Below are 24,093 nucleotides of genomic sequence, written 5' to 3'. Positions count from 1 at the left end.
AGTGAAGCAGCGCCCCCGCCACGCACTCGAAGGGATACCGCAATGGATATGCAGGTAAGCAGTCGCGACGGAAGGCAGGGTAGGGTAGCCGTAGGTGGCCTGGCCCTTTCCCTGCTGTTCGGCGGCTGCGTCTCCACTGCGACTGCGAACCCGGTTGCCATTGAGCCCTCACCGGAAGTCGTCAATGCGGTCGACAAGATCATGATGCAGGGCGTCTTAGACAAGACTCCAGGCTGCGTACTCGGAGTGCATTCGAAGAACGTCGACCTGCTGCGTGCCTACGGTCAGGCAGACCTTGAACGCAATGTCGCCCTGGAGGTCGACAGCGTGTTCAACATCGCGTCGGCAAGCAAGCAGTTCACCGCCGCCGCCGTGCTGCTGCTGGCCAACGAAGGGAAGCTTTCCCTTGGAGATGACATTCGCAAGTATTTGCCCGAGCTCCCGGCGCAGCGAAGGCCAATATCGATCGACAACCTGCTCAGCCACACAAGCGGCTTGCGCGACTTTCGATACACCGATTGGTTGGTCGGGCGGGATGCATTGCCGCAACGCAACCAGGATATCCTGGACTACGCGTCGCGGCTTCAGTCGTTGAACCATGCACCCGGCGAGTCGTATTCGTACAGCAACACGGGCTACGTCCTGTTGGCGATCATCGTTGAGCGAGTTACCGGGCGGAGCCTCCAGGACTTCAGCCGCGAACGACTCTTCCAGCCTGCCGGCATGACGCGTACCCAGTGGGAGGTCGACAGCCAGCAGCTTGTGGACAAGCGCGCCTACGGCTACGTGATGCAGGAACCGGCCCACGATGGCCAACCGCCGCGCTTTGTACAGTCTCTGACGGATCGAAACACGTATGGCCACGGCAACCTACTGACCACCGCTGGCGACCTGCAGCGCTGGAACACCGCCTTGTCGCGCAACGCATATGGCCCAGAGCTGACCGCCCAACTGGAGGAACGAGCCACGCTGAGCAACGGCTTCGTCACCGACTACGCGCGCGGTGAGTTCGTCGGCAAGTATCGTGGCTTCCACGAAGTTAAACACGGCGGCTACAACGGCAACTACATGGCCTGGGTGGCGCGTTACCCGGAGGCCGACCTTTCGGTGTCCTACGTGTGCAACAGCGATGCAGACAACGTCGACCCGTACGACCTTGTCGACCTCTTCCTGCCCGCGGACGCCCCGGCGCGAGAGACAGGTCCAGCCCAAGGGTCAGATGACCTTTCGGCGCGCAACGGAGTTTATCGCCGCATCGACAATGGCCAGCTGGCACTATGGACGTTCCCAACCAAGGCCAGACTGGACGGTGCCGAGTTCGTGATGGGGCCGTACACCTATCAGCTTGATGACAAGCATCCTGAGCGGATAACGCGTCGCAGCTACGGCAATGCGGTGGAATGGGAGCGCGTGTCCAAGTCAGACTCGATCGTAACGACTCCCGGTGAGTATCAAGGACGTTTCACCAGCGACGAGCTACTCGCGAGCTACGACGTCACGTTCGATGGCAAGCAGTTGAAGATGACACTGCGCGGCTTGTCGCACCTTGCAGCAACCCTGCAACCACGTGCGACGGACGTCTTTGAAGCGCAGGACCTGCCGCAGATGCAAAGCACTCTGGTGGTCTTCAAGCGGGACAACAGCGGTCGCGTGAACGGTCTGGCGATTGCGCCCGACGGGTTGCATGAGCTTCCCTTTCGGAAGGTCCGTACGAACCGCCAACTGACCCCCACCGGCCCGTAACGATTTGTCCAATCCGATAAGCGCCGTATACGGCCGAATCGATTGTGGCTATGATCTGCCAACTAGCCCAATGGGATCGGCGCCAGTTTCTGCAGTCAGAAATTCGGTCAAGATGAAGTACTTCCACGGATGGGTTAAGAGGCCTGGCAGGCAGAGCGATGAGTAAGAACAGCGTTCCTTCTCCAGAAGATTTTGCGCGGGCCAAAGCGGCAATGAAGAAGGCCGATCAGGGGTTGGCTGATGTCCGTAGACAGATCGTGACCCGGTTCGGATCTCGGGGGGTCCATCAGGTATTTGTACTGTACTCACGTGCAACAAATAGCTTTGGCGTGTTCGTTTTCTTCCAATCGAACACACAAGCTGCTAGCGCCCAGGAGACGGGACTTGCTTCCGAAATTGAGGGAGCTGCTTTGCAGGCGCTTGAGGAGGTTGGGCGAGGACCTAAATCAAGCCTCGATGTTCGGTTCGAGTACGACAGTCACGAGAACGTTCAGATAGATTTCGCAGGGAACTACTACAACCGGCTTCGCTAGAGCGTAGTGGCAACAGGCGGGGGCGCGACTGTAGCCAGCGCTGATCAGCCAATGGCGTGTGAAAGGTCAGCATCAGCCCACTGCCTAGCGTGTAAGCCAAGCACCGCCGAAGATGGCAAACATTTCCCCACACGCCCCGAACACTTCAAGGGTTGCCGCAATGGACATGCAGGTAGGTAGTGGAGACGAAGCGCAGGGTAGGGCGGACGCAAGGCACCTGACCTTTTCCTGGCTGTTTGAACAGGTGCAAGGATATGCCACCCAAGGTATCTACCCGAAGCCTTCGCGCCTTGAGAAGTCAGCCATGTGGGTCGGGGTGGGCGCGACCGGAATCGGGCTTGTGATAGGGGCCTTGGCAGGAGTGGTCATTCCTGCTGAATCGATGCTGCTCATCCTGAAGGCCTGCCTCCTGGTCGAAGTATCAGGTCTTCTACTGTCTTTCGCCCTGATGCTTAAGAGGGAAGGGCGGCAGTACATCAAGCCCCGGCAGACCCACGCAGATGAGATGGACGGCGACTTCGCCTACTGGGGGGACCTGGTTGCCAGGCTCAGGGAGTTTCCTCGCCACCAACGCGAGCAGCGCCTCCGCTTCGCCAACAACCTGCGTCAAAGCATGACGGAACGAATGGGCCTGATGTACGGCGGCCTGCAGAAGCTTGGGCCGTTTCCCATGCTGGTGGCGCTCTATCTTCAGTTCCGCAACTGGAAGTGGGGCGACTGGGCGGCTGCATTCGATGTGAATCTTGTCTCGGGCATGCTGATTGCCACCATGGTTCTGTTGTTTGTACTCGGCTGGATGCTGGTGGGCATGCGGATAAGACTGGACACCTATGTCAACTTGCTGGAAGCGTCGTTGGCAGACGTATCATGTCAAAGCGCTACCACTGCCCCCTGACAATGATTGGAGCATCCAGCATGAAGATTGCAGTGGCGACCATCGCCTTGGTGCCCGTTCTTCGTCAGACGCTGCTGTGCACGCTGGTCCTGGCGACGGTCGGTTGCAGTCGGATGAGTGAGTCGTGGAAAGAGGAAGTGCGACTCTCCGACGACCGGCTGATCGAGGTCGAACGCACCGCGAAGGGGCGCATCACGCGCGACATTGCAATGCGTGCAACCGGTTGGATCCCCGAGGAGACAACGATACGGATCCCCCAGCTGGACGGCTATGCCAAGCCGCCCGTATGGCGGTCGGGCCTGATTCCGGTCGTCATGGATTACGACCGGGCTTCATCGACGTGGTCGGTTGTGGCTACCTACATGTTCTGCAGCACCTGGTACGACATGGGCCGGCCGGCCTCGCCGTACGTGCAGTACGATTCCGTCGGCGGGGAGGCATGGCGTGTCGTACCGCTTCAACCCGGCTGGGTTGGCAGGCGTGCCAATCTGCAGACCTACATTCGACCGACAGGCGTACCGCCCCGGCTCCGGGAGGTGGACAAGGAGATGGATTGGCGCCAGAGCGCCGAACAGTTCCAGTTCGTCTCAACCACCTGGAAGACCAACTGCTAGTATGGCCGAAGGCTCTGCGGCAACCTTGGAGGTTCCGGGCTCAAACCTGTGCGTTCAACCCGATTGCCCGCAAGGGCAGAACTTCGTTATGAGCACTTTCGACCGGGCGGGTTCAAATTGATGGTCTACCTACCTGGACTAGATGAGTCAGACGTACCCGAAGGCAGCAAAGTCTGGAGAGTATGAGTGTAGCCTTTGCTTCTGACCGGTAGCGGACCCCGGGCCGAGACCGAAAGCCCGGTAGCGTGGCAATGTCGGCTGCCGACCCAAGGCAGGGATTTTCTGTAGCTTATGCCGCGCATGCCCCGCTTGGGCTGTCGATGTGGGCGTTGCAGAGCGGGTCGTTGCAGGTCCTTGACGCGGCACAGTGTTCGGCCTATGCGAATTTCGATATGCTCCGCAAACAAGGTCGGTGGGGACCGGCACCCGTCAAGGAAGATTCATGGTCCTGAAATCGTTCGTTCGCGCACTTACCGCGCTGCTTCTGTGCGTGCTGGCTTCCTGCAAGCTTGACTATTCGATGGTCCGGGTTGCGCCACCCGGCGTGCCTGTCGCGCATGTGGTGAGTGCCATCAACCACATGGGTGAGCCTGGGGCGATCATATCCAAGGTCAATGGAAAGGGTGTGCGCGGCCCCAATGCTATGGGCTACGAGGTCCAAGTGCCCGCAGGGCGCAATACGCTGTTCCTCACGTACTTCAATGGGATGCACTACTCCCTGAGTGAACAGGTGATGGATTTCGAGGAAGGGGGATACTACGTGCTTGCACCCACCGCCGACTTCGAGAATTCAAGGGTGCGATACGCACTTACGCGCGTGACCCCCGAGCAGTTCCAGACATCCATGTGCAGGGCGCAGCGCCAGGTTCACCAGGCCATGAAGAGCATCAATCCGCAGAAAACACCGGCGTGCGATGCGCTTCCAGTCCGGCCTCGGCAGGGCTGACTTGTGGCCCGGCGGGCAGTCACCAAGCCGGGCAAGAAGAGCATAGCCCTGGGTAGCGTAGACGCCTGCCAGTCGAAGGGTGTCCCTGCAGGCAGACCAAGCTACTGCGGAAGCATGTAGCGAAGACTCCGCACGAGGAGTTCCCCCCCGGCGGCGATCCCTGCAGTCGACCGAAAATTGATCACAAGGGAGCTCGCGAAACAAGAAGCTTTTCCGGAGCGCACCGTCAACTACGGTAAAATTCCTGCCAAGCAAGCGCAATCCCTAGTAGCGCATCCGCGGTCCGCCGCTGGCGATCATCGGCGGCGGACCGCACTTTGTGGCGAGCCGGAGACCCATCCATGGCATTGTTCGACCCGCAAGATCTCGAGAGCCTCCGGGCGTTTGCACAGGGTGTTGACCCGCCTACTAAGTTCGAGCATCTGGTGGCATCGCTGATGGGCGAGTTGCTCGGTACGAGCGTCGCGGTCGCTAAGTCGGGCTTCCAGAACGGTGGCGACGCCGGTACGAGCGGACGCCAGCAGCGAGCGCTTCGCATCGAGTGCAAACGCTACAAGGACACCACCTCGCTGAGCGCGCGGGAGCTCCAGGGCGAACTCGACGACGCGATTGCTCGCGATCCCGGGCTGGAAGTGTGGGTCTTGGCGGCGACCCGCGACGTACCCGAGCAGTTGGAGGCATCACTTTTCGCGAAAGCGCACCGCCTTGGCGTGCCGTTGCTCGTGATCGATTGGAAGGCGCACGAGACCCCACTGCTCGCCGCCTTGTTCGCCTTGAACCCGGACGCCGTAACCCAGTATCTCGGCGTCGAGGCGGGGAAGATCGCGCGTCGACTGCGTCCGGCGGTCGATTCCACCCTGGAGCGCCTGCGGCGCGACACGGCGGCGTGGCAGATCGGCACGGAGACGCTACGACGCCTGTCGCGGGATCGATTGACCGCGATCTGGACCAATCCCTACGAATCGCGTGCGCACTTCGGCCAGGTGGTCACCGGCGGGAAAACCCCGTTGGTGCATCGCGTGCAGGTCCTGCATGAACTAGAGGCATGGTGGGAGTCGCCGCCAGCAGCGGGCTCTCCCGTTTGCCTCTGCGGTCAGTTTGGCGTGGGCAAGACGTGGGCCGTCGCCGATTGGCTGATCCAGCGCGCCGACGTCCTGCCGCCGGTCCTGCTCATCCCTGCCTCCGCTGTTCCCGGAGCCGGGCAGGCCATGGGATCGGCCTCCGCTGTCAAGGACTTCCTCGCCGATCGCCTCCAAGAGTTGACGCAGGTCCGCGACTCCACGCACTGGCGCGCGCGTTTGGAACGCATGCTGGAACGTCCGGCCGAGGAGGGGAGTGCGCTGCTGGTCGTGTTTGACGGACTGAACCAGCAAGCGAGCGTGCAGTGGCTAGAGCTGTTCGCTCAACTGCAATCGGAGCGGTTCCGAGGTCGGATCCGCGCAATCGCCACAACCAGGACTCATCATTTCGAAACGTATCTGCACCGGCTCGCGGGATTGCAAGACCGCGCAGTGTCAATCCCAGTCAAGGATTACGACGACCGCGACGGCGGGGAGTTCGATCAGATTCTCGCGAAGCATGGGCTCTCCCGATGTGATCTCCACCCCGAACTCCATGCGTTGGCCCGCAATCCTCGGTTGTTTGCGTTGGTGGTTCGATTTCGGGACAAGCTGGTGGAAGGAGACGCCGTCACCCCCCATCGGTTGCTGTGGGAATACGGACGCGACACTGCCGGGGTCTCCATGAGCCACGAGTTCTCCGCCGCACAGTGGGAACAGTGGCTCGTGGCGGCGGGCGAGAAGATCCGGTCCGGCCAACGAGTGTTCACCGTGCAGGAGCTGAGCGCGCTGGCCGCCGATGACACGCTGGACAGCCCTGCGAAATATCGACGCTTGAGCGCGGTAATGGGGTCGCCGTTGATTCTGCCTCGGCTCGATCACAAGGTGGAGCTTACGGCGGAGTTCATGGCGCACGCCTTGGGCACGACGGTCGTTTTCCTGTTGGCGACGGCGCAGACAGCAGATCGTCAATCGCTGCAGTCCGAACTGGATAGGTGGCTCGACCCCATTTCCGGACTGGATCAGCGGGCCGACATCCTTCAGGCCGCTGTCGCCATAGCCTTGCAGTCACAGTACGCCGGCTCCCTCCTGGGTGTCCTGGTAGCAGCGTGTTTGCAAACGCAGAACCTCGCCGAAGCCCACGTGCGCGACGCCAAAGCGCTGGCACCGGAATTGCCCGAGGGCCTGCTCGACGCGATCGAGCTGTCCAATCGCTACACTCACGGCTATTGCCAGCAGATCGCCGTGGCCGCATTGCGTGGGGTGGATCGGGCTAACGTGCGCGTGCGGCAGGCCGTACTGGCGCGGGCTCATGACTGGTTTCGGCTGATCTCTCGCGACGTAGACGTTCGCCACAAGGCCGAGCCGCAAGCCGAAGGACACCGACGAGAGCGCATGCTCAGTCGGCTAGGAATGGATGCCGCGGGCGAGCTGACGGTGCTGGGGGAGGCCATGCGCGTTGTCGACCGGGACGAAGGGCAGTGGAACGAGCACGTGCCAGCGCTGCTGGAGGGCTATCCCCTCGCGCTCGCGCTGCCGGTCTTCCGCGTGGCGGCCGTTGCGGCCTCGACCTCCTTCAACCATACCGGGTGGAACCAGTTGCGTTGGGCCTGCTTGCTCAACCCGGTGGATCCCGAGGCCGTCGCGACCTCCGCTAGGGCTGCGGCGGCCGATATGCTGCAACGAGTGCCGGAGCCTGGGATCGCCGAACAGCTCAATCGCCGCGTGGCCGAGCTGTTGCTCTATCTTAATGGCGACCGCAAGGATGACGAGGCCGCTAACGCCATGGAGGTGTCATTGGGTCGCAACTTTAACTACAACGACGACTATCTCGCCGATCCGGTACGCAGCATCTTCAGCCTCGAGCGCCGGCATGCGCTGGACGTTCTCAACGACAAGTCGCTACCGCTGCGCGTGCGCGCCCAACGCTGCGAGGCGATGTGGACCGATCCGAGCTTCGTACCGACCCCTGCCTTCTGCGATGAAATCGCCGAAGCGGCCGAGGCGATTGAGACTGTGAGCTTGTTCACCGGGCGTAACCTGACCGCGCAAGACAACGATTTCCGGAAGATGCAGGCGGTCATGGCGCGCTGCGCGCCGCACGCTCTGGCCGCGCTACGTCGCCAACTCGCCCGAACCCCTGCGGCTGCGAGTCTGCGCGCGCCCCGATCCTGGGAAATCAACCGTGCGTTGCTCTTGTACGGGCAGGAGGAAGCGGGCGCGGCGCGTGCCATGCGCGAGGTCGGACGCGAATCCCATGAGGGTGAGGAAACTCTAGCAGCGTCGGAATGGATTCAGGCAGAACTGCTGGACCTGGACGCTCTCGCTCAGGCCAGTCTCGTCATCCAGGCGGACTTGCTGCACATTCCTCAGTCGATCACAGACAACCTTTTGCCACTCACGACGCAGCAGGTCGATGAGCTGATCGAACGCTTCGGAAATGGCAGTCAGAAGCAGCAGCGTGATCTAGTGGTCGTCCTCGTCACGGCACCGCCGGTGCTCAGCGACTCCGCGTGGGCGTGGGTCGTTCAACTCACTACGTCGGACGACCCCATGGATGTCCGGCTAGCTTTCATGATCTTGGAGAGCGCAGACGCCAAGCGGCTCGGTCAGGACCTCGAGCGCCAAGGCTCGAGCTTCGTACCCGGGACGGATGCCATGGCGGCGCATGCCGCCACCGGCGCACTGATGGAGGTCACCAAGTCGCATGCATTTGATGAAGTAGCCAGTCGATTGGCCCCGTGGCGCTTGTTGGAAGCTGTGCGGGCACGCGGGGGTGACGCCTCTGAAGTTCGGGTGGCTGCTGAGCACCTAGACACGATTCTTGCGAAGGGTCCGCCGGGCGTCTTCGAGGTCGGCGCTCGCCTGACTGTCGAGCGCGATGATGACACGACCTCTCCACCTTGGCTTTCGGTTCGGCCTCCGGCGCCGCTGGAACCGCGCTCACCCGAAGCCTTCCGAGACATGTTTGACAGCGACGCCCAAGCGGCAGCGCAGGAGCGAGCTAGTGAACAGACGGAGAAGGCCATCAAGCAGGCCCGCAAGGAAGGCGCGAGCCTTTACCTGCAATTCGTAACCCGTGAGGACGGCTTGGCGCTGTGTCGGCATGCGCCGGAGGTGGTTCGCCGCTGGATCGAAGGCCACGAGGGTCTCAGCAACGATTTTCGGCGTCGCGTGCAGCAGGCCGAGGGCTTGTTCCTGGCCGTGTGCGAAGGCTTGCTGGAGCTGGACCCGTCCCGCGGCGTCAGCCTGCGAAACGCCCTGACCCGCGCAATGTTCACCCGGATCGTAGGGCGTGCCGGCGTGCCGGAGTTGATGCACGCGCTTTTCCGGGCACCCGAGTCACCTGCCGTCGTCGCGGCTCGCGACGCGTTGCTATCGCTGGAGGAGGCTAGCACCGACGCAGAGCTCTACGAGATCGCGCTGGTGGCTCAGATCAACGGTCACCGGGATTGGCTTGAAGATCACATCGCGCGCGACGCTGCCTCGCCGTTGCCGTGGCGACAGCAGCGGGGGGCTACGCTTGCCGGATTCCGGAGCGACAACCAATTGCCCACGGCTGACGCGTGGGCCGAAGGGCCGTCGACGTCTTGGGCCGAAGACGTGGCGCGCCGCTCGGCGCGGTTGCGTCACCACGAAGCTTGCGCGAGGCACTGGTGGCGGGAGTACTGGCGGCTGGAAGACCGCGAGAAGGCGTACTCGGCCTGGGTCTTGTTCTGGCAATGCGCCGACCGTCGCGCGCTTATGTGGCTGGCATCGGAAGCCGAGGCCAGCCCGAACTCGGAGGCGTTGAAGGCCATCAAGCGACGGCAGTGGGCCGTCACGCAGCCGAAGTGGAAGCACGGTGCCGAGAGCACACACCTGCACCTGGAGCGTAAGTTCCTCGGTCGTAACACCGAAGAGCGCGTTTGGCCGTGGCGATTGTCGCGACGGGACTGAGTTCACACGCTGGAGGCCGGCGGCAAGACGTTGGCGTCTACGGTGGCGCTGGACGAGAACGAGTTCCTGAGGGCAGACGGCCGCTAGAAAGCGACGGATACTGTATTTCGCATAATGTATATTATGTTACGAACGAAGTGGCCCGGCAGGGATCTCCCTCAACCCCCAGCCACCAACATCTCCCGCTCGATCAACCCCATCACGGCCTGCTTCCCCTCACTTGCCGGCAGTCCCCGCACGAGGTTCCGCAGCAGCCTCAAGTCCTGGGCCCAGCCCAGCCGGTCGCTGACCTTGTGCATCACCTTTCCTTTGCGTGCCACCTCTGCATGTCCATGCCCGTGGATCGCACCCAGCTCCTGCGCCGCATCCAGCTGCATTCGCAAACGCCGAACCTTCCGGCGCCACCGGTGCACGGTTTCCGGATCGTCGTCGTGCGCAGCTCGCTCGGCAGCTTTCTTTGCGCGACGTTCGCTGGCGGCCAACGCCGCCCGAATCGTCCGTTTTCGCAAGGTTCCCCATGGCTGGGCCTCGATCCGCTCCAGAACCCGCTCAACCACCATCCGTCTCTTCAAAAATCCAGGGTCTACGCCCAGCGAACGCTGCAGAATGCGCGTACGTCGCAGCTCCAGCGCCTCGATTATGGGCTGCCAGCCGGGATCAGGATGCAGAGTCTGGAGCCGCGTGGCGGTCTCGACCACCACATGGGCGTCGCGCATGTCCGACAACCCTTTGCCGAGCCGTCGCAGCGCGAAATCTTCGCGGTCCAGGTCCAGGTCATCGGCAACCAGCAGCGCCAGCAACGCCCGCATGCGCCGGACCGCCTTGCGTGCGGCATGGATGGCGTCGTTCTGATCGGTCGATGCCGGAAGCGCGTCCAGAATGGCTTGGCCGTCCTTTACGAGAAGGCCTCTGGCAATCATCCCGGGGACATCAGCTGGCATGGACGACCTTTGGCGGGACGATGCCCGGATTGTAACCAGCCTGCCCGACCCGGATGTGATGCGTCACGATAATACCCATCGTGACACGGAAGTGCGCCCGGTTCGACCGGACAACTACTGGCCCCAGGCCAGTAACAATACAGAGGCCACCGCCCACCCTGCGTGCTGAACTGAGCGTCGCTCCTCCACCTGGCGAATCGCTCATGGCCCAACCGCGTCGACGCATTGTCTGGCTGGCGATCCTTGCACCATGAGCACCGCCAGCCTCCGCCGAGGTATCAAGGTGGCAGCATTTGCCTGGCTGGCCGTGACCACTGGCTGCTCAACCATGGGCCCGCAAAGCATCCCGCGCGATCGCCAAGGCTATTCCTACGCCATCGGCGAATCCTGGAAGGAACAGACCCTGCTCAATATCGTGCGCCTGCGCTACGCCGACGCGCCGGTGTTCCTGGATGTCTCGTCCATCGTGGCCTCCTATGCGGCCGAGGGTCAGGTCGACGGCTCGGTGACCTTCCCGCCGCACGACAGTGCCACGCCCACCCTCGGCGGCTACGGCCGGTTCACCACCAAGCCCACCATTTCCTATGCGCCACTGACCGGCGACAAGTTCGCGCAGAGCCTGCTGCGACCCATCGCACCTGCGTCTGTTTTCCAGATGATCCAGGCAGGCTACCCGGCAGACTTCATCCTGGGCGCCACCACGCGTGCCATCAACGGCCACTACAACCGCTCGTCAGGCGTGAACGCGCGTCAAGCCGATGCTGACTTCACCGAGCTGACAGACCGGCTGCGCCACGTGCAACGCGCCGAAGGCCTTGGCATGCGGATCGAGCGTCGCGAGAATGGCGACGCCACCCTGCTCTTCTTCCGCGGCCAGGCCGAGCCGCAGCTGGACCAGGAAGTGGCGCGGGTGCGCGAGCTGCTGGGCATCCGCAAGTCGCCCGAGTTCAACCTGGTGTACGGGGCCACTGCGCGCAACGACACCGAAATCGCCCTGCTCACCCGCTCCATGCTGGAAATCCTGCTGGATTTCTCCAATTGCGTGGACGTGCCACCAGAGCACATCGCTCAAGGACGCGCGTTTGCCGGCTACCCGCCCGGCCAGGGCGATGCACCGCGCCGGCTGGCCACCATCCACAGTGGAGAAAAGGCGCCGGAGGATGCCTACGCGGCCGTGCGCTACCGCAACACCTGGTACTGGGTGGACGACACCGACATGAATTCCAAGCGCGCCTTCGCGTTCATGATGGTGTTCTTCTCGCTTGCTGAAACGGGCACCTCGGCGCCGGCGCCCGTTCTTACGATAGGTGCGAACTGACATGAAGACGTGGACGCTTCCCTTGGGTCTGGCCCTGTGCGGGATATCGGCCAGCGCTGCAGCCCAGCAGCACGATGCCGATGAACTGGCCAAACAGCTCTCCAACCCGGTGGCTGCGCTGATCAGCGTGCCGATGCAATACAACTACGACGAGACCTGGGGCGATGACGGGTATCGGCACCAGTTGAACATCCAGCCGGTGGCGCCATTCTCAATCTCCGAACACTGGAACGTGATCTCGCGGACGATCCTGCCGGTGGTCTACCAGAAAGACATCATTCCCGGCACCGACCAGGCTGGCATCGGCGACATCACCCAGAGCTTCTTCTTCTCGCCGAAAAAGCCCGCCGACGGTGGCCTGGTCTGGGGCATCGGTCCGGCGATGCTGTTGCCCACCGGCACCGATGATCTGGGCGCCGATACGTGGGGATTGGGGCCCACCATCGTGCTGCTGAAGCAGGAAGGCGTCTGGAGCTACGGTGCGCTGGCCAACCATATCGTCGATGTCGGCGGCGGCAGGCATCGCGTGGACATCAATTCCACGTTCCTGCAGCCGTTCGTCACCCGTGGCCTGGGACAGGGGCGCACGATCGGCGCGAACATCGAGTCGACCTACGACTGGGAGGCCAAGGAGTGGACGGTGCCGCTCAACCTGTTCTACAGCAAGGTCTCCAAGATCGGCTCGCAGATGATCAGCTACCAGGGCGGCGTGCGCGCCTATCTGGATACGCCACGCGGCGGCCCGGACTGGGGCGTGCGCGCCACCGTCACCCTGCTCTTCCCGGAATGAAGCGAGCTACAGCAGCGGCGTCACGTCCAGCTTGCGCTCACCGGCCAACGCGCTGAGCTGCTCCCGCGCCAGTCTCGCGAGGCTGGTATCGCCGCGCTGGGTGTACAACGTGTAGGCGAGCCAGGCCACGCGGTAGTCGGCAGCGGCATAGGCATCCAGTTCGCCCAGCACGGCAGTGGCCTGGTCGAGCTGGCGGGCGTCCATCAATACGCGGGCGCGCAGCAGGTTGGCACGCACGCGATCGTTCGGGCTGCCATCGCGGTTGGCCACCGCCAACGCAGTCTGCGCTTCGCGCATCGCTACGGCAGGTTCACCGAACCGGTGCTGCAGGACGGCGCGTGCAAACGCATCGCCTGGATCAGAATTCGTGGCAGGCGCCTCTGTTTCGGGCCGAAGCCAGCGCGCAGCGTCCGTTTCGTTTGCCGCCGCTTGCACCGCCACGATCGTCACCGTAGAGTCCAGGCGCTTCAGGCTTGTGCCTCCGCTACGCGCCAACTGATGCGCTGTCGCCAGATCGCCCCGTGCCACGGCCAACGCCATGCGCAGGCGCGCCACCAGCGAACCCTGCTCTGCGTTGGCGGCCAGCGCATCCACGGCGTCCGCCGCCTTGCCCAACTCGCCGTTGGCCAGCGCAACGTTGGCGCGGGCGTGCAGGATGACCCCGATCAGCTGCGGGTCTTCCAGGCCAGCGCGCAGTGCATCGGTACGCGCCAGCGTGGTGCGCGCCTGCGCCGGCTGCACCGCTTCCAGCTGGGCCATTGCCTTGGCGGCCAGCGTGGCGGCGAGGTAGTCGTTGACCTGGAAACGTTCGAACACTTCGATGGCGCTGTCGAACTCCTGCAGCGCCTGCGGCCAATGGTTGCGCATGCCTTCCATGCGCCCGAGGTTGGCGCCGACCATGGCGGCGGACACCACATCGCCGGTGCGCCGCATTGCCGCCCGCGCCTGGCCGAGGTCAGCCACTGCTGCTTCCAGATTGCCCTGCTGCACCTGGGCCACGCCTCGCCCGTTGTAGGCGTTGCCCAACAGGCTGGTATCCGCGTTGCCGCCGGCTTCGGCCAGTACGGCCAACGCCTGGCTGTAGCGGGCCTCGGCCTGGTCCGGCTGGCCTTCGCGCAGTGCCACGCTGCCCAGTCCCATCAGGCCTTTAGCGCGCACGCCTGCCGCAGCCGCTGGTTGTTGCGCGAGCGCGCGTTCGAACAGGCGTGCGGCGTCGGACATGCGCCCGGCGCGATACTCCAGCTGGCCTTCGCGCACCTGCAGCGCGGCGCTGTCACGTATCGCCTTGGGCGTGCCCTGGATCTGCTCGCGCGCCGCATCGAGCTGGCCGGCGTCGAGCTCGGCGTCGATCCGGCGCAGGCGCTCCTGGAGTTCGGTGGGCGCGGCGCGGTCGGCCGGGGTTCGCTGGATGCGGCGCAGCCAGGTGTCGGTCGCCACCGCCATCGCCTGCAGGGGCGTGTCGCCCACTGCATCCACGGCGACATCGGTGGCGCTGTCCAGCACGCGCAGCTGCACGCGCCACTGCGCGCCGGTACGCTGCGCGGTAGGCACGATCAGCCAGCGCGCTTCGCTGCGTTCCAGCAGTTGTTTCAGGTCGGCGTTGTCCAGCGCCTGGCCTTCAGCCAACCCTGCGCTCAGATGTAGTGTTTGTTCGGTGGGAGTGACCTGCAGCTTCGCGCCACGCAGGCGGTCGGCTGCATATTCCATTGCGCCCAGACGCACCCAGCTTGCATCAGCCTCGCCCGCGGGTACGCGCACCGGCAACACCGTTGCTGCCGTGCGAGTTGCGGCCGGGGATGCGCCGGGCATGGGTACCGGGCTACGGGTCCACCACCAAGCGCCAACGCCCAGCACCATCACGAGTGCGGCCAGCGCAAGCATCAAAAAGATGCGTACTGAATGCCTCGGCTTGTGCGGCACCGCCGCTACTTTGTGGGCCGCTACTGTCGGCTCAGAATGCGGGTCGGGAGCGGGCGCAACGACATCGTCGACCGCCGCCGTCGGCTCACTCGTCTTCACTGCTGGGCGCACCGCGGGCGCTTCCGGATCGAGCTCTTCAACTTCTGCGACCCACCGGTAACCAAAACCGGGCACTGTACGGATCATGGTCTGCCGGTCGCCGGCATCGTCCAGTGCCTTGCGTGCGCGGCGCATGGTCTGGGTAATCACGGTGTCGCTTACTTCTGCCCGCCCCCACACGGCGGAAACCAGTTCATCGCGGCCCACCGCACGCTGCCGGTTGGCCACCAGATACACCAGACACTCCAGAGACTTGAGCGGCAGAGGCAGGCGCTCGCCGTTGCGGCGGAGCTCGCGTAGAGGGTTGGCAGGGAATCGTTACGAACACGGCCAGATCTTCGCTAACCGATTGATGGATCGCTGAATTCTACCCTCGGCCGCACTTCCAGGCTCGGCCCTCCCCAGGAAGCTGTGGCACCATTCAATCATGGCCACCACGTACTACTTCTTGGACACCGAGTGGGCCGATGTAACGGGCAGCGAGCTGGTGAGTCTGGCGCTGGTGAACGAAGGTGGAGACCGCCTTTTCTACGCTGAGCGAGCCAGCCTGCCCGAGGCTCCCACCGACTTCGTTCGTCAAAACGTCTACCCGCTGCTAGACCGCGGCGACGCAGCCCTGCCTGATGCCGCCCTAACTACCGAGCTGCGCGCCTTCCTCAGCGAGGCCGACGCGCCGGCTGTGATGGCGGATTTCCCGAACGATCTCCAGCTGCTGCGGTACGCCCTGGATGGGTTTGAGTTACCCGATGACCAGGTTGCCGCGTGCGGGCCCCGGCCGGCCCCAGTGATGACGCGCATGTCCAAGGAAGGCCTTGCGGGATTGCTGGTGGAAGATTGGTTCGCGGCCTATCCGGAACATAGGGCCAGGCGCCACCATGCCTTGGTGGATGCGCAGGCCTTGCGGATGGCTTGGCTGGTGGCGACCGACCGCATCCCTGCTCCGGCGTGGGCCCACTCCTACCGTCGCGCCCGGGCATAGCGCCATGGCGTCTATCCCCGGTATGCTTGCCCCATGAACCGTCTGAGCCAGCTCGACCCTCGAATACCGGCGTGATCGCATGTATCGATCACGCCCCTGTTGCTCATGTTGGTCAGAGCGCCGGCCTTATACCCCGGTGAGAGCACGCGCCAGATAAGCGCGTACACGTTGGTTCGATTCCGACCAGGGGCACCACCGTCAACGACGGAAGAATGCTTCTACTTGCGCGCCATGACAGCGCTTGTACTTGCTGCCGCTGCCGCACAGGCACGGTGCATGCTCGCGCAATCCCGCACCGAGTGACTGGCCCAGGAAATCCCTCGCCTGCAGCAGGGGCTGGATTTCATTGGCGGGCACGCTGACCTCGCCATACTGGGATGATCGCTCGCCGCGGTTCATCACCTGGACAATCGCTTCGGACATCTGGATGAAGTGCTTGATCAGCAGGTCATCGCGTAATGGCATGCGGACGTTGTCGATGGCCAGGCCCTCGTAGCGTCTTCGCGGATCCGGCACAAAAAGAATGCGTATCTCACCTTCAGGCTTTGGCGTGATGTCGACCATTTCCCCTGCGGGACTGACCCACACGGCATGGAATTCTGCCTCAACCAGCACGTGCGGCCATTCCCACAGCTGCCACCCGCACAGCATCTGGCCACCGTCGCGCGCGACCTTGGCCTGCACGTTGGGAAAGCACTCGTGCACGATCGCGTCGGCTTCCGGCTGTACATCAAGATAGACCGGCTCTGCGCCGCGCACGACGGATTCGGTCAGGCGCCGCACGGCACGGGTGATTTCCGGGGGTGTGGTGGTTATTCCGCTCATGCCAAAGCTCCTTGTGATCGTTGCACCGGGTGTTCTCTTCGCAGGCTATGGCGCCGGCGTCTCTTCCGATGAGATCCGCTTGGCGCCTTTGCCGCCGGCACTGGCCGGCTGTAGCTGGGCCAACAGCGGCTCCAAGGTGCTCAGGCGCACGGTGGCGCGCAGCGTTTCCGCCTCGGCCTGCTCGCGTCGTTCGCGCTCCTGGGCCAGCTCGGTTCTGGCTTGTGCGAGGTCTTGCCGAGCGGTGTACAAACTCTGAGCGTCTTGGCCCCAGCGTACCTGCAGCGCCTGGTGTTCGGCCGCCGTCAGGCGCAGCGTATCGAGCTCGCCCTGTTGCGTCTGGATGGTCTGACGCAGCTGCGCCACCTCCTTTTCCAGTCGAGTATGACGCTCCAGCCACTGGCCGTTTTCCCGGTTGAGCTGCACAAGATCATGGTTCTTGGCGGTCAACGCCTCGTTGGCCTGGCGCAGGCCGACCTGTAGTTCCTGCACTTGGTGCTCGTGCCGGCGTTGCTCCTGCTCGCGCTGGTCTTTGACCGATGTGCGGTAGTGCTCAAGGGCTTCCCTGGCATGCTCATGCTTCTGCTCCAGGGAGCGCGCGTGGCTTTCGTGCTCTGCCAGCCGCGCCGTGAGGCCGGCAATGCGCTCCTCCAGCTGGGCCAGTTCGGTGGTGCGGCTGGCCACTTCGCCCCTGGCCACTTCACTCGCCTGGCGTTCTGTCTGTAGCAACGTCTCGGTGCGCTGAAGCTGCGCGCTGAGATTGCCGGCCTCCTGCCGGGCCTGCTCCAAGGCTTGGGTGCGCTCGTGCAGCTCGGCCTGGAACCGCTCTTGCGCTTGAGCGACCACGGTTTCGGCCTCGGCATGCAGCCGCTCGGCCAGACGAGCCACCAGGTCCTGCAGGGCGTCGCTGACGGCAACCTTGGCGCCTACGCCTTGCCCGTCCTCCTCTTCCAGCTCCTTCAGGTAGCGGTGGATGGTGGTTTTGGACCCCGTGTTGCCCAGCGCCACGCGGACAGCGTCTACCGAGGGGTTCTTGCCTTCGGCCCGGAGGCTGTCCCGGGCACGTTGCACATCGCTTTTGTACAAGCCAGACCGAGCCATGCGTTCTCTCCGGTTATTTCGTAATGCATTACATACCATGTAATTACGTACTACTCAACACCAAAGAAAGCCGAGCCAGCGACCAAAACATCAAGCGGGATAATATTGAATTATCCCGCTTGACAAGCGTTTCGGCCATTTCCAGCCGTCACAACAGTACGAAACCGCCCACGACGGCGATCGCTGGGTAGTATGGCTCAGAGCGGAATGGGGGCCAGAGTGCGGTCACTCCGCCATCGAGCTCGTTGGCCATCAAAGGACTGTGCATGCCGATCGAACGTATCGTCATCGACAACTTCAAGTCGTTTCGCCATCTGGACCTGCCCCTCAACGCCCACATGAACCTGGTGGTGGGCGACAACGAGGTCGGCAAGTCCACCCTGCTGGAGGCCATCCACGCGGTGGTCACCGGGTAGCTGCATGCGCGAAATCTTGCCTACGAGCTCACGCCCTACTTGTTTCATCAGCCCACGGTGCAGGAGTACTTCGCAGCCCTTGCTGCAGGCACGCCGGCATCGCCGCCGCGGATCTCCATCGAAGCATATCTGGGCGGCGACGCCGCGCTGGCGTCGTTGCGCGGCACCAACAACTCACTGCGCCATGACACCGCCGGTATCCGGCTGCTGGTTGAGCTCAACGACGACTACCGCGAGGAGTTCAACGCCTACCTGCAGCAGCACCAGGGTGCGGTCAGCCTGCCGGTGGAGTACTACACGGTGCGCTGGTACTCCTTTGCCAACAATGGCGTCACCGCCCGCAGTATTCCGTTCGACTCGACCATCATCGACACGCACGGCATCAAGACCTTGTCCGGTGCCGATCGCTATATCGCCGGCATCATCGAACAGGCACTGACGCCTGCGCAGCGCGTCTCGCTGTCGCTGAGCTTCCGCCGCATGCGGCAGAGTTTCTCCGAAGAGGCGGATGTGGCGGCAATCAATGCCTACCTGACCGAGCACACCGGGGACATCAGCCACCGGGCGCTGACGGTGGGTGTGGACACATCGCCGCGCTCAACGTGGGAAACCAGCTTGTCACCTTACCTGGATGAGCTCCCGTTCACCCAGGCCGGCAAGGGTGAGCAAAGCGCGGTGAAGATGAAGCTGGCGATGCACGCGGCGGGCGCGGCCCACGTGCTGCTGATCGAGGAGCCGGAGAACCATCTGTCCTATTCCAGCATGACCCAGCTGATCGACAAGATTGCGGCCCTCTCCACCGCTCAGCAGGTGATCATCGCCACCCACAGCAGCTTCGTGTTGAACAAGCTGGGCGTGGACAACGTGATCCTGTTCAGCGCGCAGGGCCAGATGAAGCTGGATCAGCTGCCGAGCGATACCCACGACTATTTCATGAAGCTGCCTGGCCACGACACGCTGCGGCTGATCCTGGCCAAGCAGGCGATCCTGGTGGAAGGCCCTTCCGACGAGCTGATCGTGCAGCGCGCCTACAGCGACCACCATGGCGTGGCGCCGATGGCTCGCGGCGTAGACATCATTTCGGTCAAGTCGCTGGCATTCAAGCGCTTCTTGCAGATCGCGGATCGGCTGAAAATCCAGGCCAAGGTGATCACCGACAACGATGGCGATATCGCCGTTGTGCAGGAACGCTATGCCGAGCACATCAACGCGATCTACTACGATTCCGACGAAAGCGCCCCATCGCTGGAGGAACAGTTAATCAAGGCCAATTCGCTGGCCGAGCTCAACACCGTGCTGGGCAAGACCTTCGCCGATGAGGTGGCGCTGCTCAAGTACATGAAAGGCCATAAGACCGATACGGCCCTGGCGATCTTCAACAGCCCTTACTCGATCAGGTTCCCGGACTATGTCCAGCGTGCCATCGCCTAACCGGGTACTGCTCTCAGCGGCCGGCTCTGGCAAGACCACGCTGCTGGTCCGGCAGGCCTTGGAGCGACCTGGGCGCCGCATCGCCATTGTCACCTACACGCTGGAAAACCTTGAAGAGATCCGGCGCTCGTTTGAGGTCCACGCCGGCGCGGTCCCCGCGCATGTCACCTTGCACAGCTGGTATGGCTTCCTGCTGCGCCAGTGCATCCGCCCGTACCAGGCGGCACTGTGCCCTGAGCCTCGCATCGAGACCATCCTGTTCGTAGAAGGTGTCACCAACAACCGGGCCCCACGCACCCAGGTGGCGCGCCACTACCTGGCAGGCAACCGGATGTATTCGGACCGGGCGGCCGACTTTGCTGTGCGTTGCGACGAACTGACCCAAGGTCAGGTGATCGCGCGCTTGGCGGCCATGTACGACGAGCTCTACATCGACGAGGTCCAGGACCTGGCCGGCTACGATCTAGATCTTGTCGAGCGGCTGCTGAAGAGTGATATCGCCGTTACGTTGGTAGGTGATACTCGCCAAGCGACGTATGCCACCAACTATGCGCAAAGGCACAGCCAGTATCGTGGCCCCAATCTGGCAGCGCTGTTTCAGAACTGGGAGTCGGATGGCTTATGCCAGCTGGATCACCGCCTCATCAGTCTGCGCTGCATCCAGGCCCTGTGCGATATGGCTGACACGCTCTATTCGCATATGCCCCGAACTCAATCAGGCAATGGCGAGGTCACCGGGCACGATGGCATCTACCTCGTCGCGCCAGGGGATGTTGCGGCGTACATGCAGGAGTTTGCCCCCACCGTGCTTCGGCATGACCGGCGGCAAGCCTGCGACGGACTGCCTGCGGTGAACTTCGGGCAGTGCAAGGGCCGCACCTATTCCCGGGTCCTAATCTTCCCCAACGGGCCGTTGACGCAGTACCTGCGCACGGCAGATGCGGCGCGTATCACTGCGCCACCGAAATACTACGTGGCCTTTACCCGGGCGCGGCAAAGCGTGGCATTTGTGTACGCCGGCGTGTGTACGCTGCCGGGGCATCAGCTCTATGTCCCCAGCGCAAGCGCATAGAGAAGCGTTGGATCTTGTGGCATTCGGGGTTACCGGCGCCTAAGCAATACCTGGCTTGATAGGTGGCGGCACCCACTATGATTGCATCCTACAAGGATGGTTGTAGAATCGGCGAATGAACGATGACTCTGCCGTCTCAGCGCTGTCTGCTCTTGCCCACTCTGATCGCCTGGCCGCATTCAGGATGCTTGTCCGCGCAGGTCCCGACGGCATGCCGTCGGGTGAAATTGCTGAAGCGCTCGCGATTCCGCCCCCTCGCATGAGCTTTCACCTTGCGACCCTGGAGCGGGCGAGCCTACTGCGCTCTTGGCGCGACGGGCGGCGTGTCCTGTACGCCGCCAGCTACGAAGACATGCGCCAGCTTCTTGAATTCCTCACCGAGGACTGCTGCTCCGGGAATCCGGACATCTGCGGCGCCCTCAATAACCTCGTCACTCCTTGTACCGTGGAGACCTGCGCATGAGCTTTCCTCAGCCGTTTAACGTCCTGTTCCTATGCACCGGCAATTCAGCCCGATCGATCCTGGCCGAGAGCGTCCTTCGCAAGATCGGCGATGGCCGTTTCAAAGCGTTCTCCGCCGGTAGCCATCCCAAGGGTGAGGTGCACCCACTGGCAATCGAAACGCTGCGTCAGGCCGACTACCCAGTCGAGGGGCTGCGCTCCAAGGCGTGGGACGAGTTCGCCGTGCCGGATGCCCCGACCATGGATTTCGTTTTTACCGTCTGCGACCAGGCCGCCGGCGAGGCCTGCCCATTGTGGCCGGGACAACCGATCACCGCGCATTGGGGCATCGAAGACCCGAGCCGAGAAGCGCGCGGGGACATGTGGCAACGCGCCGCCTTTCGGCAGGCGCTGATGTACATGGAGAACCGCATCAAGGGGTTCGTGGCGCTTCCGATTCACACCCTGACCCGGACGAGCTTGGCCGCGCAGGTGGGCGAAATCGGGAAGTTCGAGGGCACCTCATCTCCCCGACCCGACGTGGCTTGAGGCGATCACCATGTCACTGACGATCTACCATAACCCGGCCTGCGGCACGTCTCGGAATACCCTGGAAATGATGCGCCAATCCGGTGAAGACCCGGTGGTCATCGAATACCTGCAGGCGCCGCCCACGCGCGAGAAGCTGGTCGAGCTGCTGGCCGCGATGGGCATGCCCCCTCGTGAACTTCTGCGCCAGAAGGGAACACCTTACGCGGAGCTGGGCTTGGACAATCCCGCGCTCACCAATGAGCAACTGGTGGACGCGATGATGGCGCATCCGATTCTGATCAACCGCCCCATCGTTGTTTCCGACCGGGGCGTGGCCCTGTGCCGACCGTCCGAGAAGGTGCTCGCGCTGCTGGACAAGCCTGTGTCCTCCTTCACCAAGGAAGACGGCGAAACCGTGACGGTTGCCGGAGCGTCGACGTGATCGATCGCATTGCCGCAGATCTGCCGAGCATCGACGCAACGCAACTTGCACCGATCGACGTTGACGCACTAGCTGGGCCCGGCGACCCCAGGCACCCGCCCCGGATCCTCATCCTCTATGGCTCGCTGCGGGAACGCTCTTATTCCCGGCTGCTGGCAGAGGAAGCCGGCCGACTCTTGCGCTGGTACGGCTGCGACGTGCGAATCTTCGATCCGCATGACTTGCCACTGCCTGACGGAGCCACCCCGGATCATCCGAAGGTGGGTGAGCTGCGCGAGCTCGCGTACTGGTCCGAAGGGATGGTTTGGGTCAGCCCGGAACGCCACGGCGCCATGACCGGAATCATGAAGGCGCAGATCGACTGGATTCCGCTGGCCGACGGGGCCAAGCGCCCGACACAAGGCAAAACCTTGGCGGTGATGCAGGTGTCTGGCGGCTCGCAGAGCTTCAACGCAGTAAACCAGCTGCGCGTACTGGGCCGTTGGATGCGCATGGTCACCATCCCGAACCAGTCCTCGGTGGCCAAGGCCTTCCAGGAATTTGATGAGGCTGGGCGCATGAAGCCGTCTGCGTACTATCAGCGCGTTGCTGACGTTTGCGAGGAGTTGGTGAAGTTCACCTGGCTGGTGCGTGGTCGCTCAGCGTACCTGACCGATCGCTATTCCGAACGTGTTGAGAGCGCCGAAGAACTGTCCAAGCGCGTGAATCAGCGCTCCATCTAACCCTTGTCGGAGCGGTGCATGCTTGCCCTTGCGATTTTCATCGTCACTCTTGTATTCGTCATTTGGCAGCCGCGCGGGTTCGGTATCGGTTGGTCGGCACTGGCCGGCGCCGCAGTAGCGTTGGCCACCGGCGTCGTCGGGTGGGGTGACGTCGCCACGGTGTGGGGGATTGTCTGGGATGCGACGTTTACTTTCGTCGCACTCATCATCATCTCGCTCATCCTAGACGCGGCCGGCTTCTTCGCATGGGCGGCGCTGCACGTGGCGCGCTGGGGCGGCGGCAGTGGTCGGAAACTCTTTCCGCTGATCGTCTTGCTTGGCGCTGCGATCGCGGCAGTGTTCGCCAACGATGGCGCGGCTCTCCTGTTGACGCCGATTGTTCTTGCCATTCTGTTGCGCTTGAACTTTCCACCCGCGAGTGCGCTCGCGTTTACTGTGGCCTGCGGTTTCATCGCTGATACGGCCAGCCTGCCGCTGGTTGTCTCGAACTTGGTCAACATCGTCACCGCGAACTTTTTTGACGTCTCGTTCGGGCGCTACGCAGCGGTCATGGTGCCGGTGAATCTGGTGTCGGTCGGCGCCACGCTGATCGTCCTGTGGCTCTGGTTCCGCCGCGACATTCCCCGCACCTACCCGGTCCACGATCTTGAAGCGCCGCATGAGGCGATCCGCGACAAGGCGGTCTTCCGCGCCGCCTTGCCCCTGCTCGCATCACTGCTCCTTGCCTACTTCGTGACCGGGCCGCTGGGCGTCCCGATCGCCTTGGTGACGGGTGTGGCTGCGCTGGTGCTGATGGCAATTGCGGGTCGCTGGGCGACAGGCGGCCGAGGCGCCACCATGGCCGTGACCAAGATTCTGCGTGGCGCGCCCTGGCAGATCGTGCTGTTCTCGGTTGGCATGTATCTGGTGGTTTATGGGCTTGGCAACGCCTGGCTGACAAAGGCTGCAAGTGCGGTGCTTGAGTGGCTGGCGGCGCAGGGAACCTTTGTGGCCACGATCGGCACCGGCTTCGCAGTGGCGGGCCTCGCTTCGATCATGAACAACATGCCGGCGACGCTGGTGGGCGCACTGGCCATCGACGGGGCCAATCTTCCGGGCGCCACCCGCGAATTGATGATCTATGCCAACGTCGTGGGCAACGACCTTGGCCCCAAGCTCACTCCGATTGGGTCGCTCGCGACCCTGCTGTGGCTGCACGTCCTTGCCGGCAAGGGCCAACGGATAACGTGGGGACAGTACATGAGGGTGGGGCTGATCCTCACGCCGCCGGTCTTGTTGGCCACGCTCGTCGCCCTCTGGATCTGGCTGCCGCTCGCTCAATGACGCTGTCGGCACATAGG

Annotated in this window: 21 protein-coding genes, 1 tRNA gene and 1 pseudogene; 18 read left to right on the top strand and 5 right to left on the bottom strand. The window is 63.2% G+C overall.

Features of this window, described 5'->3' with window-relative positions; all coding sequences use genetic code 11:
• Window positions 1–42: 42 nt before the first annotated feature.
• From HGB51_RS01465 to HGB51_RS01440, 6 genes are all read left to right on the top strand, one after another.
• The gene (locus HGB51_RS01465; protein ID WP_070206158.1) at window positions 43–1,743 is read left to right on the top strand and encodes a serine hydrolase domain-containing protein; all 1,701 of its coding nucleotides are present in this window, start codon (window positions 43–45) and stop codon (window positions 1,741–1,743) included.
• Between the two features lie 158 nt (window positions 1,744–1,901).
• Entirely contained in the window at window positions 1,902–2,276 is a 375-nt protein-coding gene (locus HGB51_RS01460; protein WP_141738941.1) for a hypothetical protein, read from the top strand.
• A gap of 160 nt (window positions 2,277–2,436) precedes the next feature.
• Window positions 2,437–3,171 (top strand): hypothetical protein, encoded by a 735-nt coding sequence (locus HGB51_RS01455; protein ID WP_070206156.1) that lies wholly within the window; start codon window positions 2,437–2,439, stop codon window positions 3,169–3,171.
• 20 nt (window positions 3,172–3,191) lie between these two features.
• On the top strand, window positions 3,192–3,785 hold the full coding sequence (locus HGB51_RS01450; protein WP_141738940.1) for a hypothetical protein: 594 nt from the start codon (window positions 3,192–3,194) through the stop codon (window positions 3,783–3,785).
• Window positions 3,786–4,227: 442 nt separating this feature from the next.
• Window positions 4,228–4,731 (top strand): hypothetical protein, encoded by a 504-nt coding sequence (locus HGB51_RS01445; RefSeq protein WP_070206154.1) that lies wholly within the window; start codon window positions 4,228–4,230, stop codon window positions 4,729–4,731.
• A 341-nt stretch (window positions 4,732–5,072) separates the two neighbouring features.
• A complete protein-coding gene (locus HGB51_RS01440) occupies window positions 5,073–9,728 on the top strand; it encodes a hypothetical protein (protein ID WP_070206153.1) in 4,656 nt (1,551 codons plus the stop codon).
• Between the two features lie 158 nt (window positions 9,729–9,886).
• Here the strand turns inward: HGB51_RS01440 and HGB51_RS01435 are convergent, their stop codons facing one another.
• The gene (locus tag HGB51_RS01435; RefSeq protein WP_070206152.1) at window positions 9,887–10,669 is read right to left on the bottom strand and encodes a CHAD domain-containing protein; all 783 of its coding nucleotides are present in this window, start codon (window positions 10,667–10,669) and stop codon (window positions 9,887–9,889) included.
• Between the two features lie 250 nt (window positions 10,670–10,919).
• Between HGB51_RS01435 and HGB51_RS01430 the strand changes: the two genes are divergently transcribed.
• Both HGB51_RS01430 and HGB51_RS01425 read left to right on the top strand, forming a co-directional pair.
• Window positions 10,920–11,987 carry a hypothetical protein gene (locus HGB51_RS01430; protein WP_070206151.1) on the top strand — a complete coding sequence of 356 codons (1,068 nt, stop codon included), beginning with the start codon at window positions 10,920–10,922 and terminating at the stop codon, window positions 11,985–11,987.
• Between the two features lies 1 nt (window position 11,988).
• The gene (locus HGB51_RS01425) at window positions 11,989–12,777 is read left to right on the top strand and encodes a transporter (protein WP_070206150.1); all 789 of its coding nucleotides are present in this window, start codon (window positions 11,989–11,991) and stop codon (window positions 12,775–12,777) included.
• Between the two features lie 6 nt (window positions 12,778–12,783).
• On the opposite strand, the gene HGB51_RS01420 is transcribed toward HGB51_RS01425, so the two are convergent.
• Together HGB51_RS01420 and HGB51_RS20480 are read right to left on the bottom strand one after the other, a co-directional pair.
• A complete protein-coding gene (locus tag HGB51_RS01420; protein ID WP_070206149.1) occupies window positions 12,784–14,484 on the bottom strand; it encodes a tetratricopeptide repeat protein in 1,701 nt (566 codons plus the stop codon).
• Window positions 14,485–14,862: 378 nt separating this feature from the next.
• Window positions 14,863–15,066 (bottom strand): annotated as a pseudogene (locus HGB51_RS20480) (winged helix-turn-helix domain-containing protein); the annotation flags it as partial.
• Between the two features lie 157 nt (window positions 15,067–15,223).
• On the opposite strand from HGB51_RS20480, the gene HGB51_RS01410 reads away from it, so the two are divergent.
• The gene (locus HGB51_RS01410) at window positions 15,224–15,775 is read left to right on the top strand and encodes a 3'-5' exoribonuclease (RefSeq protein WP_070206147.1); all 552 of its coding nucleotides are present in this window, start codon (window positions 15,224–15,226) and stop codon (window positions 15,773–15,775) included.
• Between the two features lie 92 nt (window positions 15,776–15,867).
• Window positions 15,868–15,970 (top strand) — tRNA-Ile (locus HGB51_RS01405).
• A gap of 3 nt (window positions 15,971–15,973) precedes the next feature.
• Here the strand turns inward: HGB51_RS01405 and HGB51_RS01400 are convergent.
• Together HGB51_RS01400 and HGB51_RS01395 are read right to left on the bottom strand one after the other, a co-directional pair.
• On the bottom strand, window positions 15,974–16,600 hold the full coding sequence (locus HGB51_RS01400) for an SEC-C domain-containing protein (protein WP_084738758.1): 627 nt from the start codon (window positions 16,598–16,600) through the stop codon (window positions 15,974–15,976).
• Window positions 16,601–16,645: 45 nt separating this feature from the next.
• Complete coding sequence (locus HGB51_RS01395) at window positions 16,646–17,698, bottom strand: DNA-binding protein (RefSeq protein ID WP_070206146.1); 1,053 nt, start codon at window positions 17,696–17,698, stop codon at window positions 16,646–16,648.
• Window positions 17,699–17,964: 266 nt separating this feature from the next.
• On the opposite strand from HGB51_RS01395, the gene HGB51_RS20200 reads away from it, so the two are divergent.
• From HGB51_RS20200 to HGB51_RS01360, 8 genes are all read left to right on the top strand, one after another.
• Window positions 17,965–18,114 (top strand): AAA family ATPase, encoded by a 150-nt coding sequence (locus tag HGB51_RS20200; RefSeq protein WP_246233390.1) that lies wholly within the window; start codon window positions 17,965–17,967, stop codon window positions 18,112–18,114.
• 39 nt (window positions 18,115–18,153) lie between these two features.
• Complete coding sequence (locus HGB51_RS01390) at window positions 18,154–19,545, top strand: ATP-dependent nuclease (protein WP_246233389.1); 1,392 nt, start codon at window positions 18,154–18,156, stop codon at window positions 19,543–19,545.
• Window positions 19,523–20,617 carry a UvrD-helicase domain-containing protein gene (locus tag HGB51_RS01385; protein ID WP_070206145.1) on the top strand — a complete coding sequence of 365 codons (1,095 nt, stop codon included), beginning with the start codon at window positions 19,523–19,525 and terminating at the stop codon, window positions 20,615–20,617. The genes HGB51_RS01390 and HGB51_RS01385 overlap by 23 nt, the downstream gene beginning before the upstream one ends.
• A 115-nt stretch (window positions 20,618–20,732) precedes the next feature.
• A complete protein-coding gene (locus HGB51_RS01380) occupies window positions 20,733–21,080 on the top strand; it encodes an ArsR/SmtB family transcription factor (RefSeq protein ID WP_070206144.1) in 348 nt (115 codons plus the stop codon).
• Window positions 21,077–21,607, top strand: coding sequence for an arsenate reductase ArsC (locus tag HGB51_RS01375; RefSeq protein WP_070206143.1), 531 nt, complete (start codon window positions 21,077–21,079; stop codon window positions 21,605–21,607). Before HGB51_RS01380 ends, HGB51_RS01375 begins: the two co-directional genes overlap by 4 nt.
• 10 nt (window positions 21,608–21,617) lie before the next feature.
• Window positions 21,618–22,031, top strand: coding sequence for an arsenate reductase (glutaredoxin) (gene arsC, locus HGB51_RS01370; protein WP_083279732.1), 414 nt, complete (start codon window positions 21,618–21,620; stop codon window positions 22,029–22,031).
• Complete coding sequence (gene arsH, locus HGB51_RS01365; RefSeq protein WP_014159624.1) at window positions 22,028–22,753, top strand: arsenical resistance protein ArsH; 726 nt, start codon at window positions 22,028–22,030, stop codon at window positions 22,751–22,753. Before arsC ends, arsH begins: the two co-directional genes overlap by 4 nt.
• A gap of 18 nt (window positions 22,754–22,771) precedes the next feature.
• Complete coding sequence (locus tag HGB51_RS01360) at window positions 22,772–24,076, top strand: arsenic transporter (RefSeq protein ID WP_070206141.1); 1,305 nt, start codon at window positions 22,772–22,774, stop codon at window positions 24,074–24,076.
• Window positions 24,077–24,093 lie beyond the last annotated feature (17 nt).

Origin of the sequence: Stenotrophomonas bentonitica, assembly GCF_013185915.1 — a bacterium.
Classification (GTDB): Bacteria; Pseudomonadota; Gammaproteobacteria; order Xanthomonadales; family Xanthomonadaceae; genus Stenotrophomonas; species Stenotrophomonas bentonitica.
The sequence above is the reverse complement of the archived record's forward strand: the minus strand, read 5'-3'. Positions and strand labels throughout refer to the sequence as shown.

Coding starts and splice junctions, on each gene's coding strand:
- HGB51_RS01465 (WP_070206158.1), top strand. CDS start 43: ATGGATATGCAGGTAAGCAGTCGCGACGGAAGGCAGGGTAGGGTAGCC.
- HGB51_RS01460 (WP_141738941.1), top strand. CDS start 1,902: ATGAGTAAGAACAGCGTTCCTTCTCCAGAAGATTTTGCGCGGGCCAAA.
- HGB51_RS01455 (WP_070206156.1), top strand. CDS start 2,437: ATGGACATGCAGGTAGGTAGTGGAGACGAAGCGCAGGGTAGGGCGGAC.
- HGB51_RS01450 (WP_141738940.1), top strand. CDS start 3,192: ATGAAGATTGCAGTGGCGACCATCGCCTTGGTGCCCGTTCTTCGTCAG.
- HGB51_RS01445 (WP_070206154.1), top strand. CDS start 4,228: ATGGTCCTGAAATCGTTCGTTCGCGCACTTACCGCGCTGCTTCTGTGC.
- HGB51_RS01440 (WP_070206153.1), top strand. CDS start 5,073: ATGGCATTGTTCGACCCGCAAGATCTCGAGAGCCTCCGGGCGTTTGCA.
- HGB51_RS01435 (WP_070206152.1), bottom strand. CDS start 10,669: ATGCCAGCTGATGTCCCCGGGATGATTGCCAGAGGCCTTCTCGTAAAG.
- HGB51_RS01430 (WP_070206151.1), top strand. CDS start 10,920: ATGAGCACCGCCAGCCTCCGCCGAGGTATCAAGGTGGCAGCATTTGCC.
- HGB51_RS01425 (WP_070206150.1), top strand. CDS start 11,989: ATGAAGACGTGGACGCTTCCCTTGGGTCTGGCCCTGTGCGGGATATCG.
- HGB51_RS01420 (WP_070206149.1), bottom strand. CDS start 14,484: ATGGAATATGCAGCCGACCGCCTGCGTGGCGCGAAGCTGCAGGTCACT.
- HGB51_RS01410 (WP_070206147.1), top strand. CDS start 15,224: ATGGCCACCACGTACTACTTCTTGGACACCGAGTGGGCCGATGTAACG.
- HGB51_RS01400 (WP_084738758.1), bottom strand. CDS start 16,600: ATGAGCGGAATAACCACCACACCCCCGGAAATCACCCGTGCCGTGCGG.
- HGB51_RS01395 (WP_070206146.1), bottom strand. CDS start 17,698: ATGGCTCGGTCTGGCTTGTACAAAAGCGATGTGCAACGTGCCCGGGAC.
- HGB51_RS20200 (WP_246233390.1), top strand. CDS start 17,965: ATGCCGATCGAACGTATCGTCATCGACAACTTCAAGTCGTTTCGCCAT.
- HGB51_RS01385 (WP_070206145.1), top strand. CDS start 19,523: ATGTCCAGCGTGCCATCGCCTAACCGGGTACTGCTCTCAGCGGCCGGC.
- HGB51_RS01380 (WP_070206144.1), top strand. CDS start 20,733: ATGAACGATGACTCTGCCGTCTCAGCGCTGTCTGCTCTTGCCCACTCT.
- HGB51_RS01375 (WP_070206143.1), top strand. CDS start 21,077: ATGAGCTTTCCTCAGCCGTTTAACGTCCTGTTCCTATGCACCGGCAAT.
- arsC (WP_083279732.1), top strand. CDS start 21,618: ATGTCACTGACGATCTACCATAACCCGGCCTGCGGCACGTCTCGGAAT.
- HGB51_RS01360 (WP_070206141.1), top strand. CDS start 22,772: ATGCTTGCCCTTGCGATTTTCATCGTCACTCTTGTATTCGTCATTTGG.